This window comes from Salipiger marinus, from assembly GCF_035481585.1.
GTDB classification, from domain to species: Bacteria; Pseudomonadota; Alphaproteobacteria; order Rhodobacterales; family Rhodobacteraceae; genus Salipiger; species Salipiger marinus.
Genome location: NZ_JAYKSL010000004.1, coordinates 172,667 through 187,503 on the forward strand (window position 1 = coordinate 172,667; position 14,837 = coordinate 187,503).

The 14,837-nt window shown below is 66.4% G+C and carries 14 protein-coding genes; 6 read left to right on the forward strand and 8 right to left on the reverse strand.

From position 1 onward, the window contains the following. The first annotated feature begins 49 nt into the window (after positions 1–49). The 4 genes from VK682_RS07310 to ptsP all read left to right on the forward strand — a co-directional run bounded on the left by VK682_RS07310 (position 50) and on the right by ptsP (position 4,919). Positions 50–502: a free L-methionine (R)-S-oxide reductase MsrC gene (locus tag VK682_RS07310; protein ID WP_230795422.1), complete on the forward strand. Its 453-nt coding sequence runs from the start codon at positions 50–52 to the stop codon at positions 500–502. Between the two features lie 66 nt (positions 503–568). Next, complete coding sequence (locus tag VK682_RS07315) at positions 569–1,216, forward strand: pseudouridine synthase (RefSeq protein ID WP_089845826.1); 648 nt, start codon at positions 569–571, stop codon at positions 1,214–1,216. A gap of 81 nt (positions 1,217–1,297) precedes the next feature. Next, positions 1,298–2,557: an aspartate kinase gene (locus VK682_RS07320; RefSeq protein ID WP_089845827.1), complete on the forward strand. Its 1,260-nt coding sequence runs from the start codon at positions 1,298–1,300 to the stop codon at positions 2,555–2,557. 121 nt (positions 2,558–2,678) lie between these two features. Beyond that, a complete protein-coding gene (gene ptsP / locus VK682_RS07325; RefSeq protein ID WP_324781612.1) occupies positions 2,679–4,919 on the forward strand; it encodes a phosphoenolpyruvate--protein phosphotransferase in 2,241 nt (746 codons plus the stop codon). Positions 4,920–5,177: 258 nt separating this feature from the next. Here ptsP and VK682_RS07330 read toward each other — a convergent pair whose 3' ends face one another. Both VK682_RS07330 and VK682_RS07335 read right to left on the reverse strand, forming a co-directional pair. Beyond that, positions 5,178–5,927: an EcsC family protein gene (locus VK682_RS07330; RefSeq protein ID WP_089845829.1), complete on the reverse strand. Its 750-nt coding sequence runs from the start codon at positions 5,925–5,927 to the stop codon at positions 5,178–5,180. A gap of 51 nt (positions 5,928–5,978) precedes the next feature. Continuing rightward, the gene (locus VK682_RS07335) at positions 5,979–6,464 is read right to left on the reverse strand and encodes a GNAT family N-acetyltransferase (protein WP_089845830.1); all 486 of its coding nucleotides are present in this window, start codon (positions 6,462–6,464) and stop codon (positions 5,979–5,981) included. An 80-nt stretch (positions 6,465–6,544) separates the two neighbouring features. On the opposite strand from VK682_RS07335, the gene VK682_RS07340 reads away from it, so the two are divergent. Further along, positions 6,545–7,147: a flavin reductase family protein gene (locus VK682_RS07340; RefSeq protein ID WP_230797324.1), complete on the forward strand. Its 603-nt coding sequence runs from the start codon at positions 6,545–6,547 to the stop codon at positions 7,145–7,147. A gap of 6 nt (positions 7,148–7,153) precedes the next feature. Here VK682_RS07340 and VK682_RS07345 read toward each other — a convergent pair whose 3' ends face one another. The 6 genes from VK682_RS07345 to ccrA form a co-directional block, all read right to left on the reverse strand. Further along, complete coding sequence (locus VK682_RS07345; RefSeq protein ID WP_230797325.1) at positions 7,154–7,552, reverse strand: PaaI family thioesterase; 399 nt, start codon at positions 7,550–7,552, stop codon at positions 7,154–7,156. A 57-nt stretch (positions 7,553–7,609) separates the two neighbouring features. Then, a complete protein-coding gene (locus tag VK682_RS07350) occupies positions 7,610–9,154 on the reverse strand; it encodes an ATP-dependent DNA helicase (RefSeq protein WP_230797326.1) in 1,545 nt (514 codons plus the stop codon). A gap of 140 nt (positions 9,155–9,294) precedes the next feature. Further along, positions 9,295–9,939 (reverse strand): acyl-homoserine-lactone synthase, encoded by a 645-nt coding sequence (locus VK682_RS07355; protein ID WP_230797327.1) that lies wholly within the window; start codon positions 9,937–9,939, stop codon positions 9,295–9,297. Positions 9,940–10,079: 140 nt separating this feature from the next. Then, the gene (locus tag VK682_RS07360; protein WP_230797328.1) at positions 10,080–10,808 is read right to left on the reverse strand and encodes a helix-turn-helix transcriptional regulator; all 729 of its coding nucleotides are present in this window, start codon (positions 10,806–10,808) and stop codon (positions 10,080–10,082) included. Continuing rightward, positions 10,756–10,953, reverse strand: a complete 198-nt coding sequence (locus VK682_RS07365) for a hypothetical protein (RefSeq protein ID WP_089845836.1) — start codon at positions 10,951–10,953, stop codon at positions 10,756–10,758. The genes VK682_RS07360 and VK682_RS07365 overlap by 53 nt, the downstream gene beginning before the upstream one ends. 215 nt (positions 10,954–11,168) lie before the next feature. Further along, complete coding sequence (gene ccrA / locus VK682_RS07370; protein ID WP_089845837.1) at positions 11,169–12,455, reverse strand: crotonyl-CoA carboxylase/reductase; 1,287 nt, start codon at positions 12,453–12,455, stop codon at positions 11,169–11,171. 302 nt (positions 12,456–12,757) lie between these two features. Between ccrA and VK682_RS07375 the strand changes: the two genes are divergently transcribed. Continuing rightward, the gene (locus tag VK682_RS07375; RefSeq protein WP_230797329.1) at positions 12,758–14,722 is read left to right on the forward strand and encodes an ethylmalonyl-CoA mutase; all 1,965 of its coding nucleotides are present in this window, start codon (positions 12,758–12,760) and stop codon (positions 14,720–14,722) included. The last annotated feature ends 115 nt before the right edge of the window (positions 14,723–14,837 follow it).

The window sequence follows — 14,837 nt, forward strand, 5'->3', positions numbered from 1 at the left end:
GGGTGCGGGGGCAGCGCCCCCGCGCGATGTCTCAGGCGAAAGGCTCCTCATGTCCGTCCACTACCCCACACTGGCGCAGACCATCGCCGCGCTGACCGAAGGCGAAACCGACAGCGTCGCGCTGATGGCGACGCTCGCCTGCGAAATCCATCACGCCGATGACCGCTTCGACTGGACCGGCTTCTACCGCGTCACCGAACCCGGCCTGCTGAAGATCGGCCCCTATCAGGGCGGGCATGGCTGTCTGGTCATCCCGTTCGAGCGTGGCGTCTGCGGCGCCTGCGCGCGCAGCGGCACGGCGCAGCTGGTGCCCGATGTCGACGCCTTTCCCGGCCATATCGCCTGCGCCAGCTCGACCCGGTCCGAACTGGTGCTGCCGGTGCGCGATGCCACGGGCGCGCTGATCGCGGTGCTGGATCTGGACAGCGACCAGCCAGACGCCTTCACCGAAGACGACGCGCGCGCGCTGCAGGCGATCCTCGACGCCACCTTCGCGCGCTGACGGAAGGGCAGCGCAGATGGCCCGACCACCTTGCACCGCCGCGCGCCCGATGGCAGGGACGGCGCCATGAGCGCCGCCTATTCCCCGCCTTCGGGCGACATCCCCATCCTGCATGCCGATCATGAAATCCTCGTGGTCGACAAACCTGCGGGCCTGCTGTCGGTGCCGGGCAAGGGCCCGGATCTGGCCGACTGCCTGATCGCGCGGCTCCGCACCGCCTTTCCCACCGTGCTGCTGGTGCACCGGCTGGACCGCGACACCTCGGGCGTGATGGTCTTTGCCCTGACCCCGCATGCGCAGCGCCATCTGGGGCTGCAGTTCGAACACCGCCGCACCAAGAAGACCTATCTCGCCCGCGTCGCCGGACGGCTGGAGCCCAAGACCGGGCAGGTCGATCTGCCGCTGATCGTGGACTGGCCCAACCGCCCGCTGCAGAAGGTCGATCACGAGACGGGCCGCCCCGCCCAGACCGACTGGCGGGTCATCAAGGCCAGCGATGCCGAAACCCGCGTGCATCTGATGCCGCTGACCGGGCGCAGCCACCAGCTTCGCGTGCATATGCTGGCGCTGGGGCATCCGATCCTTGGCGATCCGTTCTACGCCCCCGACACCGCCGCCGAGCATCCACGCCTGATGCTGCATGCCGAAGAGCTGCGCCTGCGTCATCCCGATGGCGGGCTTGGCCACAAATTCCGCGCCGCAGCGCCGTTCTGACCGCCGCACGGCGCCTCTTGCGCAGCATCTTCCCTGCGCGTAAACCGCGCGCGGACTCTGACGACCCCCGGGGAAAGACCCATGCCCGTTCTCGTGATGAAATTCGGCGGCACTTCTGTCGCCACGCTGGACCGTATCCGCCGGGCTGCCAAGCGCGTCGGCGTCGAAGTGGCCAAGGGCTATGACGTGATCGTCATCGTCTCTGCCATGTCGGGCGAGACCAACAAGCTGGTGGGCTATGTCGAGGAAACCTCGCCGCTGTTCGACGCCCGCGAATATGACGCCGTGGTCAGCTCCGGCGAAAACGTCACCGCCGGTCTGATGGCGCTGACCCTGCAGGAAATGGACATCCCCGCCCGCAGCTGGCAGGGCTGGCAGGTGCCGGTGAAGACCACCTCCGCCCACAGCTCCGCGCGGATCGAGGAAATTCCCTCCGACAACATCCTGCGCAAGTTCGCCGAAGGCATGAAAGTGGCCGTGGTCGCGGGCTTTCAGGGCGTCAGCCCCGAGGGCCGCATCACCACGCTGGGCCGGGGCGGGTCGGACACCACCGCCGTGGCCTTTGCCGCCGCCTTCGACGCCGAACGCTGCGACATCTATACCGATGTGGACGGCGTCTACACGACCGATCCGCGGATCTGCGAAAAGGCCCGCAAGCTGGACCGAATCAGCTTCGAAGAGATGCTGGAACTGGCCTCGCTCGGGGCCAAGGTGCTGCAGACGCGGTCGGTGGAACTGGCAATGCGCTACAAGGTGAAGCTGCGCGTGCTGTCGAGCTTCGAGGAAATGTCCGACGAGGGCGGAACGCTCGTCTGCGACGAGGAGGATATCATGGAATCCAAGGTTGTGGCCGGTGTGGCCTTTTCGCGCGACGAGGCCAAGATGACCCTCGTCACCATCGAGGACCGCCCCGGCATCGCCGCGGCGATCTTCGGCACGCTGGCCGATGCGGGCGTGAATGTCGACATGATCGTGCAGAACGTGTCGGAACTGAACTACAAGGGCCATGTGGGCGGGGTGACCGACATGACTTTCTCCTGCCCGGTCAATCAGGTGGCCCGCGCCGAAAAGGCGCTGGACGATGCCAAGGCGGCGGGGATCCTGAACTTCGACAAGCTCGAATCCGAACGCGACGTGGCCAAGGTGTCGGTGGTGGGCATCGGCATGCGCTCTGCCGCCGGGGTCGCCGCGAAGATGTTCAAGGTGCTCTCGGACGAGAACATCAACATTCAGGTCATCACCACGTCCGAGATCAAGATCTCTGTCCTGATCGAACGGAAATACATGGAACTGGCCGTGCAGGCGCTGCACGATGCCTTCGATCTGGACAAGGCCGCCTGAGGCCGGACGCAAACAGGCGGTATCCGCCCCCGGATGCCGCCTGCCGGGGTCACAAGGCCTTTCCCTCCCCAGTCCCGCTCGCCTATAGCTGGTAGCTGGAGCAAGAAGGAGCGAGGGCGCCATGGCCGACGGTCTCGAGAGTGAAAGCCGCAAGCTGCTGGGGCGGCTGCGCGACACCATGGCCGAGGATGCCGCCGGGCAGGCGCGCCTCGACAAGATCACCCATCTGACCGCCGATTCCATGGGCACCGAGGTCTGCTCCATCTATCTCTTCCGCGACGAGGAGACGCTGGAGCTTTGCGCGACCGAGGGTCTCAAGAAAGAGGCCGTGCACCAGACCCGGATGCGGCTTGGTGAAGGGCTGGTGGGCCGGGTGGCCCGCACCGGCAAGGTGGTGAACACCGCCGATGCCCCCTCCGCCCGCGGCTTCCGCTACATGCCCGAGACCGGCGAAGAGATTTATTCCTCCTTCCTTGGCGTGCCGATCCAGCGGCTTGGCGAAAAGCTGGGCGTGCTGGTGGTGCAGACCAAGGTGAAGCGCGAATTCACCTCTGACGAGGTCTATGCGCTGGAAGTGGTCGCCATGGTGCTGGCCGAAATGACCGAACTGGGCGCCTTTGTCGGCGAGGGTGCGGCGCTGACCGCGCGCCACACCCAGCCCGCCATGCTGCGCGGCGGCACCGGTCAGGAAGGCACCGCCGAGGGCCATATCTGGCTGCACGAGCCGCGCGTGGTGGTCACCAACCTTGTGGCCGATGATCCGGTGCGCGAACTCGAACGGCTGGGCGCCGCCATCGAACGGCTGCGGGTCGGCGTCGACGAAATGCTGGCCGGGGCCAGCGCCGATGCCGAACAGCTGGAGGTGCTGGAAGCCTACCGCATGTTCGCCAATTCCAAGGGCTGGCGGCGGCGCATGGAAGAGGACATCGCGCGTGGCCTGTCCGCCGAGGCGGCGGTGGAAAAGGAACAGTCGCAGGCCCGCGCCCGCATGGCGCAGGTGTCGGACAATTACCTGCGCGAGCGACTGCACGATCTTGATGACCTGTCGAACCGGCTGCTGCGCATCCTGACCGGGCAAGGCTCTGAAACCGGCGCCACCCTGCCCGCCGATCCCATCCTTGTGGCGCGCAACATCGGCCCCGGCGAATTGCTGGATTACGGGCGGCAGCTGCGCGGCATCATTCTGGAGGAAGGCTCGGTCGGCAGCCATGCCGCCATCGTCGCCCGCGCGCTGGCCATTCCGCTGGTCATCAACGTGGCCCGCATCACCACCGAGGCGCTGAACGGCGACCATGTCATTGTGGATGGCGATCAGGGCGTGGTGCATCTGCGCCCCGATGACACCATCGTGTCGGCCTTCCGCGACAAGATCGCGATGCAGGCGCAGGCGCAGGAACGCTATGCCTCGATCCGGGGCAAGCCCGCCATCACCACCTGCGGCAAGCGGGTGGAGCTGCACATGAACGCGGGCCTGCTGGCCGACCTGCCCTCGCTGACCAATTCCGGCGCCGAGGGCGTGGGCCTGTTCCGCACCGAGCTGCAGTTCCTTGTCCGCAACAAGATGCCGCGCCGCACCGAACTGGTCGCGGTCTACAAGCGGGTGCTGGCGGCGGCGGGCGAGCGCCCGGTGGTGTTCCGCACGCTGGACATCGGATCGGACAAGGTGCTGCCCTATATGAAGCCCACCGACGAGCCCAACCCGGCGCTTGGCTGGCGGGCGATCCGGGTGGGGCTGGACCGTCCGGGCGTGATGCGGATGCAGCTACAGGCGCTGCTGCGCGCCACCGAAGGCCGCCCGCTGACGCTGATGTTCCCCTTTGTCGCGCAGTATGACGAATTCCGCGCCGCCCGCGCCGAGGTCGACAAGGCCGTGGCGATCGAACGCAAGCTGGGCCATGTGGTGCCGGAAAAGATCACCGTGGGCACCATGCTGGAAACCCCCAGCCTTGCCTATGCCTCGAAGAAGTTCTTCGAGGATGTGGAGTTCATCTCCATCGGCGGCAATGACCTGAAGCAGTTCTTCTTTGCCGCCGACCGCGAAAACGAACGGGTGCGGCGGCGCTATGACACGCTGAATGTCAGCTTCCTGACCTTCCTTGAAGAGATCGTGAAACGCTGCGAATCGACCGGCACGCCGCTGTCCTTCTGTGGCGAGGATGCGGGCCGCCCGATCGAGGCGGTCTGTCTGGCCGCCATCGGGCTGCGGCGGCTGTCGATGCGCCCGGCCTCCATCGGGCCGGTGAAAAGCCTGCTGATGCGCACCAATCTGGATGCGCTTTATCAGGTGATCTGCGACGCGCGCGAACGGGGCGACCAGTCGGTGCGCGAACATGTGATGGAGTTCATGCGCTGGCAGGGCTGAGCCCTGCCGCGCCTGCTGTCCTAAAATCGCCCGGCCCGCCAGAGCCCCCCGGCAGCACCGGGCGAAGAGTTTCTTATGCGTGCCCCGGCCTTCTGGCGCGTGACACTGCCTGCACGTTTTGCGCAGGGCTGTCGGCCTTGTTCCCCCTGACCCAGACGCGTGGCGCGATGTCTCGCACGGCGCTGGCGGGACCGGACCGCTGCGGCAGGCTTTTGCCCCTCCGCCGCCCCTGTCTAGGGCGTTAACCCAAAGATCCGGTTAACGCTGCAGCAGCCGCTGACGCAGCTGCGCCACCAGTTCCTCGCGCGGGCGACCGCTGTCCTGCGACAGGCGGCGCAGGCCGAACTGCACATGCGCCATCTGCTGGTAATAGCTGGTATAGGCGTAATTGGTCGCGGCCCCCGCCGCCGCCCCCAGCAGGGGGATGGTCTGCGCCGCCAGCTTCTGGCCCAGCGTCGTGGCCAGCTTCGGCGCCACCTTGCCGATCACCCCGTGCACGGTGGCCCCGGTCAGCGTGACCCGCGCCGACAGGAAGCCCAGATCGGATCCGTCATCCCCCGACAGTGGCCCCGCCGAGGCGAAGACCGCCAGACAGTCGCGCCGCACCTCCGGATCGTCGGGATCAAAGCCGTATTCCACCGCGATGCCCTGAATCGTGCGCAGCAGCACCGTCACGGTGACCGGCAGTTCGGCCAGCGCCGTGGGCAGGCCGCCCGCACCGCCCGCCGCCCCCATGGCGGTGGCGAGCGCGGTGTTCAGCCAGCCCTTCTGGTCCGGCACCCAGCCGCGCGACCCCGCCGCCGCGTTCATCGCCGTATCCAGCGCGCGCGAGGTCGCGGTTTCCAGCCGCTCCTTCACCTTGTCGGGCAGCCGTTCCAGCAGGTTTTCCGCCTGCCCGCCCAGAATGTTGAGCAGCTGCATCCCGACTCCACCCGCAGCCCGGTGCCGCCGGGCCAGCGCCGAAAGCTCGGCGTCGATGCTGAGGGGAACCAGATCCGTTCCGGTCATGGGCGATCCTCCTTGGTGCCTCATAGGAAGATCGTCGCGCGGGCGGCGATTTCAAGCGTGCCGCGTCACCTGCCCCGCAACACCCGCCCATGCATTGGGCCGCAGCGCCAGCCCCAGAACCCGCTCGGGATTGGTGGGGGGCGGCATCTCCACCCCGGTCAGCCGCGAAAAGCCGAATCGCGAATAATAGGGCTCGTCGCCCACCAGCATGACCCGGCCCCATTCCAGCAGGCGCGCGCGTTCCAGCGTGTCGCGGATCAGCGCCGCCCCCAGCCCTTCGCCCTGCGCGGTAGGATGCACCGCGACCGGCCCCAGCAGCAGCGCCTGCGCCCGCCCGATGCGCACCGGCCAGTAGCGGATGGCGCCGCCCAGAAAGCCACCCTCGTCGCGCGCCACGCGGCACAACTCTGCCACCGGCGCCACGCCATCGCGCAGCCGGTAGGAGGACAGCAGCGTGCGGCCCGGAGCAAAGCTCAGGTCATACAGATTCTCGACCTCGGGCCTGTCGGCCCTGCCTTCCTGATGAAGCGTGAACAGCGGCGGATCTCCCCGTGCATTCTGGCGGGGATGCCCCTATCACGGGGGCCACATCCGCGCAAACAGCTGAGAGGGCACAGATGTTCTATCGTCCCGCCGAAGGCCATGGCCTGCCGCATAACCCGTTCAACGCCATCGTGACCCCCCGCCCCATCGGCTGGATTTCCACGCGCGGCACGCTCGGCGACAATCTTGCGCCCTATTCCTTCTTCAACGCGGTGGCCTATGTGCCGCCGCAGGTGATGTTCGCCTCCACCTCCGCCAAGCCCGACCGCGACGGCACCAAGGATTCGGTGGCGCAGCTGCGCGAGGCGGGGGTGTTCTGCGTCAACATCGTCGAACATGCGGCGCGCGACGCGATGAACCGCAGCGCCGCCACCCTGCCCGCCGGCGAGGATGAATTTCTGGCCGCCGGTGTGGAAAAGGCGGAATGCCTGACCATCGACTGCCCGCGCGTGACCTCGGCCCCCGCCGCGCTCGAATGCCGGGTGACGCAGATCGTGCAGCTGCCGGGAGAGGCGAATTTTGTCACCTTCGGCGAGGTGACCGGCGTGCATCTGCGTGACGACTGCCTGAGCGACGGCATGTTCGACGTGACCCGGTTTCAGCCGCTGGCCCGGCTCGGCTATCGCGATTACGCCGTGGTGCGCGAGGTCTTCTCCCTCAAACGTCCCGGCGAATAACCGCGTTCAGCGGCGGCGATACCGGAAGACCCCGGTGCCCTTGGCCACCACCTCGCCGGTCTCGTCGCTGATCTGGGCTTCGGCAAAAAACGTGCTCTTGCCGCCACCGGTCTTCGTGCCTTCGGCAATCAGCCGCTGGCCGCGCGGGCGCGACAGATACTGCACGTTCAACGACAGGGTCAGCGCCATCTGCCGGACCTCCGGATCGCCGGTCCAGCAGCCCGAATAGCCCATGACCGTGTCCAGCAGGGTTGCATGCACGCCGCCATGCAGGTTGTCATGGCGGTTCATGTGTTCGGGCCGCAGCGCCAGTTCGAACCGGGCATAGCCCTCGCGCCAGTCCACCATTTCCATGCCCATATGCGCCGAAAAGGCGTAAGGGGGCTCAAAGAACCGCTCGTCCATGGGTCACCTCTCTTCCTGACCCCGCCTTGTCCGGTTTCTGCGACGCAGCGTCAAGGCTCAGGCGGCATCTCCGTCCGGCGTCATGGCCAGTTCCAGCGGCGCGGGCGCACCCCCCAGATCATCGACGCGCAGCGGTCCGCTGGGCTTTGACAGCCGGTTGCGCACCACCCAGTAAAGCCGGTCCGAGGCGCGGGTGATCGCCACATAGGCCAGACGTTTCCACAGCGGCTGCCCGGCCTCCACCCGCCCCATGCGCGCGGCGGCGTAAAGGTCGGGGGCAAAGACCTGCACCTGCTCCCACTGGCTGCCCTGCGCCTTGTGGATGGTCACCGCCGCCCCGTGCAGAAAGGTGGCGCCCATACGCGCGGCGAAGGGGATGAAGGGCTCTTCCTCGTCCGGCTTCTCGATCTTCACGATCGAGGCGGCAGACAGCTGCGGCTCCGGCGCGCCCATCACATGCAGCCGCGAAAAGCCCGGCTTGCGCCCCGGCCCCAGATAGACCACCTGCGCGCCCTTGATCAGGCCCCGCGCCTCCAGATCCAGCCGTTTCTTGCGATGCTTGAGCGGCAGCTCGATCCCGTCGCAGACCAGCGGCTCGCCCGCCAGCAATTCGGTCTCCGGCGCGCCATGCACGGCGCGGAACGCCGCGATCAGCCGGATCCGCGTGGCATTGCGCCAGACCAGCACCGGCGAGCGCGCCATCAGATCGACCTCCACCCGCTCGGCCCAGACCACCCGGTCATCCCGCGCCGCCGCCTCCTCCACCAGACGCTCGAACCGGGCAAAATCCACCTCCGGATCAGCCAGCGCATGGGCCAGATCCAGAATGGGGCTCGACGCCTCCTGCCGGTGGATGCGGCTCAGCTCCATTCTCTGCGCCTCGGGGACGGACTCGAACACCATCTTGCCCGACTGGTTCACCGGCGCCAGCTGGGCCGGATCGCCGAACAGCACCAGATTGGGAAAAATCTCGCGCAGATCCTCGAACTGCCGCTCGTCCAGCATCGAGGCCTCGTCGACAAAGCCGATATCCAGCGGCTCCTCGCGGCGCTTCCAGCCGGTGATGAAATCCGACCCGCGCAGGCCAGCGGCGGCCAGTGCCGCGGGCACGGATTTATGGCCCTGATACGCGGCAAAGGCACGGTCCAGCGCCTCGTCGCCCAGCCCCGCGACGGTGGGCCGCTCGCCATTGCCCATCAGCCATTCGGCGATGCGCTCATATTCGGGATCATAGACCGGCGTATAAAGAATGCGGTGAATGGTCGTGGCGGGCACGCCGCGCATCCGCAGCACCGAGGCCGCCTTGTTGGTGGGCGCGAGCACGGCGAGCCGCCGCGTCTCGCGCCGCCGCCGCGCCTCGTAATCGCCGGAAACGATCTCGCAGCCCGCCGCCTCCAGCGCCTTGCACAGTTCCGACAACAGCAGCGTCTTGCCCGACCCGGCCTTGCCCATTAGTGCCATCACCTGCGACCGGCCTTCCTGCGCGGGCTGGGTGGTGCCCTCGTCGGGGTCCACCCCGGCCTCGCGCAGCATCGCGGCCACACGGTCCCAGGCTTCGGCCTGATCTTCGGAAAAGCGGAGGGCGGCTGCGGTCTCGGTCATGCCGCGACCCTACAACCCCCGCACCGCCAGCACCAGAGAGTGCGGCACGGCCCTTTCATCTTGCCCCTAAACTCCGGGGGTGAATTGGCGCAGCCAAGAGGGGGCAGAGCCCCCTCCCCTGTTTCCGTCCAGCGGCCCCCTCAGGCCGCGCGCACCGCCGCCGCGGGGGCCACGGGGGCCGCTCCGAAGGCCGCCTCGAACCAGCGGCGCGACTGCGCGGGCTCGATCCCGGCGCTTGCGGCCACCCGCGCCTGCGCCTCGGGGGAATAGCCCCAGAGCCCGACGCTGATCCGCCCCCGCCCCTCGCCCTGATGCCCCAGCACCTCGGGCGAGGCGCCGATGCGGCCATAGATCCGCACCATGCGCGCATCAAAGACCCCGACAAAATGCTCCACCCCCAGCCCGCGCATCACCTCGCCCCCGGCCAGCATCAGCGCAGCCGCCACGCCCGGCCCCGCATCGCGGGCAAGGCAGAACCGGGTGCATTCCCAGATCAGCGGGCTGGCGATCCGCACGCCCTCGGTCAGGTGCAGGAAATGCTCGTTGACCATGGTCCGCCCGGTGGTGGGCAGGAACCGCATCGACCCGCCATGACGCCCGCAGGGCTTCTGCCAGAGGACGTAAAGCGGGTTAAGCGCGTCATACTGGTCGCGCTCGAACCCCTGCGCATCCACCGTCACCTCCCAGCCCAGCCTCGTGTGGAACTGGTCGGCGCGGTCGCGGAACATGCTGTCCGCCAGCAGGGGCTGCGTGGCAAGCTGGTCGCCGTAAAGATACCGGATCATGGCTGTCTCCCATCAAGATGATGAAAGACAGCCTGCAAACCTCCGGTGAACGAGATCTGAGCGGAGCGCGCGCCCGTCTCACCGCAATCCTGCCGCAGCGTGCGCCCGTCTTACCGGAAGGTTAACGCAAAGGGGGCGGCTCAGACCACGATCAGCCCGCGCGACAGGGCGCGAGCCACCGCATGGACCGTGTTCATCGCCCCCAGCTTGAACCGCGCGCTTTCCACATAGACCCGCAGCGTGTGTTCGGAGATGGCGAGCGTCTCGGCCACTTGCGCGCGGGAATAGCCCACCGCCAGCAGGGTCAGCGCCTCGATCTCGCGCGGGGACAGCGGCTGCGCCGCTTCGGGCCTGCGCCCCGGCTCCAGATCCAGCGCCTTTTCGTTGAAGGTATGCGCCATCAGGATCATGTCCCGGCGGTGCAGCGCGGTGAACTGCGCCCAGTCCTCGTCCGGGCAGCTGTGACTGACCGTGAACAGCGCGAACTGCCCGTTCGGGCCGCGGATCGGGATGGAAAAGCCCTGATTGCCGACGCCATGCGCAATCGCGTCCTTCTGAAAGGCCCGCGCCGCCTTGGAGGACCAGTCGAGCCGCTTCCAGTCCACCGGGTGGAAGCGCTGGAAACAGCCCTGCACCACCGGATCGATGCGCAGATAGCCCTTTTCGATGTAGCGCTGCACCCAGTCCGGGCTGTAGGTGCCGCAGCCATACTGTTCGCCGCTGGCGCTGACCCAGTGATAGACAAGGTGATCGACGCCGTAATGCGCCCTCAGCCCTTCGCTGACCGCCTGCAGATCCTCCAGAGAGCGTGCCGCCTCAAGCTGCTCCAGGAACCCGCCCGCTGCGGGAAGTTGCGCCGCAAAGCCCAATCGCGCCCCTCGTCGATGTCGACGCGATTTCGACCTGCGCCACCAGCCGGGTATCGTCCAGCTGCCCCGCCAGCGCCTCCAGATTGTTGGCGCGGGCGAAGGTCTGCAAGTCCGTCAGAACGTCGATGATCCAGTCATGTCTCATGACGAGTCTCGCTTTCAAGTGGTTAACAATGCCTTAACACAACCCTACCATGTCGGGGCTTTTGCCACCATTCACGCATTTTACCTCCCCAGAAATGGCGGGGGTGCCGCGGGGCAAGCGCTTGATCCGCCACGGCACCGCCTGGGGCCTGACCGCGGACCGCCCGCGATTCGACATTGCGGATCGCGGGCGGCAGGGGATGGCGCGCAGGCGGCTCAGCTTCTGGCGTCCAGCGCCTCCTCGAAGGTGCGCAGCCCGGTGCGCGGCGCCTGCACCAGCACCGACATGTTGCCGGGCTTGTGCAGGTTGCGCCGCATCTTCACATGCGCCGCCGGGATCTGGTCCCACGGGAACACCTCTGACATGCAGGGATCCAGCCTGCGGTCCACCATCAGCCGGTTGGCGGCGGCAGCCTGTTTCAGATGGGCAAAATGCGAGCCCTGCAGCCGCTTCTGGTGCATCCACATGTAGCGCACGTCAAAGGTGCAGTTGAACCCGGAGGTGCCCGCGCAGATCACCACCATGCCGCCCTTCTTGCAGACCAGCGCCGAGACGGGAAAGGTCGCCTCGCCCGGATGTTCGAACACCATGTCGACGCTGACGCCCTTGCCGGTGATTTCCCAGATCGCCTTGCCGAACTTGCGCGCCTCGGCGAGCCAAGTGGTGTATTCGGGCGTGTTGACGGTGGGCAGCTGCCCCCAGCACTTGAAGTCGTTGCGGTTGATGACGCCCTTGGCGCCCATGGACATGACAAACTCGCGCTTGCTCTCGTCAGAGATCACCCCGATCGCATTGGCCCCTGCCGTGTTGATGAGCTGGATCGCATAGGATCCCAAGCCGCCCGAGGCGCCCCAGACCAGCACGTTCTGCCCCGGCTTCAGGTCATGCGGCTCATGCCCGAACAGCATCCGGTAGGCGGTGGCCAGCGTCAGCGTGTAGCAGGCGCTTTCCTCCCATGTCAGATGCTTGGGCCGTGGCATCAGCTGCTGCGCCTGCACCCGGGTGAACTGTGCGAAGCTGCCGTCATGGGTCTCGTAGCCCCAGATGCGCTGGCTCGGGCTGAACATCGGGTCGCCGCCGTTGCATTCCTCGTCGTCGCCATCGTCCTGATTGCAGTGGATCACCACCTCGTCGCCGACTTTCCAGCGCTTCACCTTGTCCCCCACCGCCCAGACGATGCCGGAGGCGTCGGATCCCGCGATGTGATAGGGCTGCTTGTGGCCGTCAAACGGGCTGATCGGCACGCCAAGCCCGGCCCAGACCCCGTTGTAATTGACCCCCGCCGCCATCACCAGAACCAGCACCTCGTGACTGTCGATGGACCATGTATCGACCACCTCCTGCTGGAAGGAGACGTCGGGTTCGCCATGACGCTCGCGCCGGATCGCCCAAGCATACATCTTTTTCGGCACGAACCCGAGCGGCGGCATCTCGCCAATCTCGTAAAGGTCTTTCTCCGGCGCGTCATAGGGCGCGATCTCGGTCTTGGTATCCAGAGCCATCGGGAACCTCCTTCCTGCAAACGTCCTGCAACCAGCTTCCTCGGCGCCGCAGTGCAGAATCGCCGATCCTGAACCCCGGAGATAAACTTGGTCGCGCAATATTGCAATCTTCAACGTAGCTATTTTGTAATTTTATGACCGAGCGGATGCAGAAACTCCCCGCCGAAGCCTTGTTTTTATGCCTCCACCCCCTCCGCGCAGGACGCTGCAGCGCGGCGAATTGACGGGACATTTTGTTTCTTCTATCAATCCACAAACGCAACAAGATTAGCTTCACGATTCACGCCGCGCGGGAGACCCCCATGACCGACGCTTCGAAAGACAAATCCTGGCTGATCCGCACCTATGCCGGACACTCCACCGCCCAAGCCTCGAACGCGCTTTACCGCAGCAATCTGGCGCGCGGTCAGACCGGGCTGTCGGTGGCCTTCGACCTGCCGACCCAGACCGGCTATGACAGCGATCACATCCTTGCCCGTGGCGAGGTGGGCAAGGTCGGCGTGCCGGTCTGCCATCTGGGCGACATGCGCACGCTGTTCGACCAGATCCCGCTGGAGCAGATGAACACCTCGATGACCATCAATGCCACGGCGCCATGGCTGCTTGCGCTCTATATCGCGGTGGCCGAAGAACAGGGCGCCGATGTCGCGCAGCTTCAGGGCACGGTGCAGAACGATCTGATCAAGGAATACCTGTCGCGCGGCACCTATATCTGCCCGCCGAAGCCTTCGCTGAAAATGATCGGGGACGTGGCCGAATACTGCTACAGCCATGTGCCGAAATGGAACCCGATGAACGTCTGCTCCTACCACCTGCAGGAGGCGGGGGCGACGCCGGAACAGGAACTGGCCTTTGCGCTGGCCACCGCCTGCGCCGTGCTGGACGATCTGCGCCCGCGCGTGGCCCCCGGGGATTTCCCCGCGCTCTGCGGGCGCATCAGCTTTTTCGTCAATGCGGGCATCCGCTTTGTCACCGAGATGTGCAAGATGCGCGCCTTTGTCGATCTGTGGGACGAGATCCTGCGCGACCGCTACGGGGTGGCCGACGCGCGGCACCGGCGGTTCCGCTATGGCGTTCAGGTCAACAGCCTTGGCCTGACCGAACAGCAGCCGGAAAACAACGTCTACCGCATCCTGATCGAGATGCTGGCCGTGACCCTGTCCAAACGCGCCCGCGCCCGCGCGGTGCAGCTGCCCGCATGGAACGAGGCGCTTGGCCTGCCCCGCCCGTGGGACCAGCAATGGTCGATGCGGATGCAGCAGATCCTCGCCTATGAATCCGACCTGCTGGAATATGACGACCTGTTCGATGGCAACCCGGCGGTCGACCGCAAGGTGCAGGCGCTGAAAGAAGAGGCCCGCGCCGAACTTGCCAATATCGACAGCATGGGCGGCGCCATCGGCGCGATCGACTACATGAAGGCGCGGCTGGTGGACAGCAATGCCGACCGTCTGAACCGGATCGAACGCAATCAGACCGTGGTGGTGGGCGTCAACCGCTGGACCGAAGGCGAGCCCTCGCCGCTGATGGGCGAGGATGGCGGCATCATGGTGGTGGATCCGGCGGTGGAGCAGGAGCAGATCAGCCGCCTGCAGGCATGGCGACAGACGCGCGACGCGCAGGCGGTCACGGCGGCGCTCGCCGATCTGCGCGCCGCCGCCGCCGAAGGGCGCAACATCATGCCCGCCTCCATCCTCTGCGCCAGAGCGGGCGTCACCACCGGCGAATGGGCGGCGCAGATGCGCGCGGTGCATGGCGAATATCGCGGCCCCACCGGCGTGTCGAAATCCGTCAGCAACAAGACCGAAGGGCTGGACGACATCCGTGCCGCCGTCGATGCGGTGTCAGACCGGCTGGGGCGGCGGCTGCGGTTTCTGGTGGGCAAGCCGGGCCTTGACGGGCATTCCAACGGCGCCGAACAGATCGCCTTCCGCGCCCGCGACTGCGGCATGGAGATCGATTACGAAGGCATCCGCCTGACCCCGGAACAGATCGTCACGGCGGCGCAGGAGGGCGCGCATGTGGTCGGCCTGTCGATCCTGTCGGGCAGCCATATTCCTCTGGTCGAGGATCTGATGGACCGGATGCGCGTGGCCGGATTAGGACATATTCCGGTGATTGTCGGCGGCATCATTCCCGAAGAGGATGCCCGCCGTCTCAAATCCATGGGCGTGGCGAAGGTTTATACTCCCAAGGATTTCGAGCTGAATGCCATCATGGCGGATATCGTGACGCTCGCCGACCCGGCAGATCTTGCCGCTGCATAGCGTCAGAACGCCTAAATCCTGAAAAAATTGCCGCCCGCTCTCCAAATGCGAGAGCGGGTTATCATTTTTTTAACCATTTTCTTTAAACTGACACAGACAGTGGCCTTGCAAAAAG